The organism is Actinacidiphila bryophytorum (assembly GCF_016916835.1).
Classification (GTDB): domain Bacteria; phylum Actinomycetota; class Actinomycetes; order Streptomycetales; family Streptomycetaceae; genus Actinacidiphila; species Actinacidiphila bryophytorum.
The window spans coordinates 1-2,788 of sequence record NZ_JAFFIX010000058.1; the positions used below are offsets into that span (position 1 = coordinate 1).

Sequence of the window (2,788 nt, forward strand, 5' to 3'; positions counted from 1 at the left end):
CGACTTCACCGAGCCGATCGCCACCCGCCGGTCAGGGGCACCGCCGAAGGCACCCGCCAGCCCCGCGATCTCGATCGGGTCACCCAGCGACGTGCCCGTGCCGTGCGCCTCCACATAGCCCACGGTCGCCGGGTCCACCCCGGCGTCGGCGAGCGCGCGGGTGATGACATCGCGGTGCGCCCTGGGGTTGGGCACGGTGTAACCGTTCGTGCGGCCGCCGTGGTTGACGGCGCTGCCCTTGATCACCCCGTGGATACGGTCGCCGTCCGCGACCGCACGGGCCAGCGGCTTGAGCAGCACCGCACCGACACCTTCAGCCGGGACGAACCCGTCTCCCCCGGCGCCGAACGCCGCACACCGGCCGCCGGAGGGCACCAGGCCGCTCTGCGTGAAGATCAGGAACTTGTTCGGGTGGATCGAGACGTTGACGCCACCGGCCAGCGCGAGGTCCGACTCCCCCCGCAGCAGGCTCTGGCACGCCAGGTGAATGGCCGTCAGCGAGGACGAGCACATCGTGTCGACCGCGACGCTCGGGCCGTGGAAGTCGCAGACGTACGACACCCGGTTCGCGACGGACGAGGGATTGCCCGGGATGCCGACGGCCCGCCCGAGAGTCTGCTCCTGGGCCGCGTGCAGCTGGTACTCCTGGTACATCACGCCGACGAAGACCCCGACCTGCCCGTGGGCCGCGGCGGCCTCGCGGGTGTACCCGGCGTCCTGGAGCGTCGCGTACGCGCACTCGGCGAACAGCCGCTCCTGCGGGTCGAGGTGCTCCGCCTCCCGCGGCGAGATGCCGAAGAACTGCGGGTCGAAGGCGTCGACGTCGGTGAGGAAGCCGCCCCAGCGGGGCTGCGCGCCCGTCGCGCTGGTCGGGAAGGCGCGGTGGTCCCAGCGGTCGGCGGGCAGCTCGGTCACGCTGTCCCGGCCGGCCCGCAGGTTGTCCCAGAAGGCGTCGAGGGTGTCGGCCCCGGGGTAGCGCCCGGCGAGGCCGATGATCGCGATGTCTTCCTGCCCCTGTTGGGCGGGACCGGAATGACGTACGGCCGCGGGCGCCTGCTCGGCGGGCGACGCAGTGACGGCCGCGACGGCGGGGGCTGCGGTTTCCGCGCCCGCGCCGGGATCCGTCGCCGCGCCCATGCCCGCCAGCGCCGCCAGCTCCTGCGGAACGGTGTCGAGCAGGTGGTCGGCCAGCTCACCGACCGTCCGGTGCTCGAACAGCAGGGTGCTGGGGATGTCGCTGAAGTCCTCGCGCAGCCGCGAGGTCAGCTGGACAACGACGATCGAGTCGACGCCCAGCGTGTCGAGCGGCGTGGCGGCGTCGATGTCCTCGGTACGCAGCCGCAGCACGTCGGCGAACAGGGCGCGCAGCGCGCCGACACCCTTCTCGCGTACGTCCTCGGACCGGGGTTGCGGGGCAGCGGCCTGCGGTGCCGGGGCTTGGAGTGCCGGGACCTGGGGCGCGACGGCCTTGGGCGCGGCAGGTCGGTGCCCCGTCGCGCGGCCCGCACTGGTCCCCTCGGCGACCGCCGCGAGGTCCATGGCGATCACCCCGTCGCTCTGCGCCATGACCACGTGGTGGTCGAGGTCGCGGTCCGCGCCGAGCGGGAAGGCGACGGCGTCGAAGCCCGTCCCGGACAGCGCGCCCCGCCAGGCCGGCACGGTGAGCACCGGGCTGCCGGCGATGCGCAGGGCCTTGTCCTCGGTCAGCCACCAGCCGTCGAGCAGCCCGAAGACGAGGTGGACCCACAGCTGGTTCCTGGTGAGCTCGTTGAGCAGCAGGATCCCGTTCGGCCGCAGCAGGCTCTTGATGTGCCCGAGGGTGCGGTGGATGCGGCTGGTGGCGTGGACGACGTTCGCCGCGATGACGAGGTCGTACGCGCCGAGGTCCACGTCCTGGTCGGCAGGGGGGCGTTCGATGTCGAGCAGGCCGTAGGCGAGGTAGGGGTTGTCAGGGCCGTAGGTGTCCTCGGCGTGCTGGAGGAAGGCCGGGGACAGGTCGGTGTAGCGGTACTCCGCGACCGCGTCCCGGTAGGGCCGCAGCCGTCGGAAGACCATCGCGCTCGTCCCGCCGGTGCCCGCACCCACCTCCAAGATGCGCACCCGGGCGCCGGGGTCCTCGGCCAGGCGGCGCGCGACGTACTCGGCGACGGCGTCGGCCAGCACGCCGTTGAAGAAGTCCGCCGGAGCGTTGTCCTGGTAGAGGCCCTGGACGAGGTCCATGGACGAGTTCGGGAAGAGGATCTCGGTGGCCGGCCGGCGGCCGGTCAGCACGTCCGGCAGTGCCTTCAGCACCGTCTCGATCAGCACGACCTGGGCCTGCGCCCCCGGCTCCGCGGCCCACGCGGCGCGGGCGGCGTCCCACCGCGACCAGGCGTCAGGCGGGGCGGTGCCCAGTGCGGTGCAGGTCAGCCCGTCGTATCGCACGTGCCCGTGCTCGTCCAGTACGCGCAGGGTCTCGTCGAGCCAGTGGCGCAGCGGGGTCGCCAGCCGCTCGACCTGCGGGAGGTCGGGTACGACGACGGGCTCGGGGCCGAACCATCCGAGGCCGGACAGCTGTGCCCGGACCAGGTCGGCGAGGAGGCCGTCGATCCCGCTGCCGGGCACGTCCGCGGGCAGCACAAGCCCCTCGGGCGGTGCGATGCGCCCGTGCCGCGCGGTCAGGTGCGTGCGGACTGCCGCGTGCAGGGGAGGCAGCGGTCCCGTGGGGCGTACGGGCACGGGTCCGAGCCGCAGGTCGCCGAAGTCGACGGTGCCGGTGGTGTTGAGGAAGCCCGCGTGCACGCGCGGA

At 73.5% G+C, this 2,788-nt stretch carries 1 protein-coding gene; it reads right to left on the reverse strand.

Annotated elements, in window-relative coordinates; genetic code table 11:
* Nucleotides 1–2,788, reverse strand: a 2,788-nt coding sequence (locus tag JT723_RS34535; protein WP_205048861.1) for a beta-ketoacyl synthase N-terminal-like domain-containing protein, incomplete at both ends; no start/stop codon positions are given.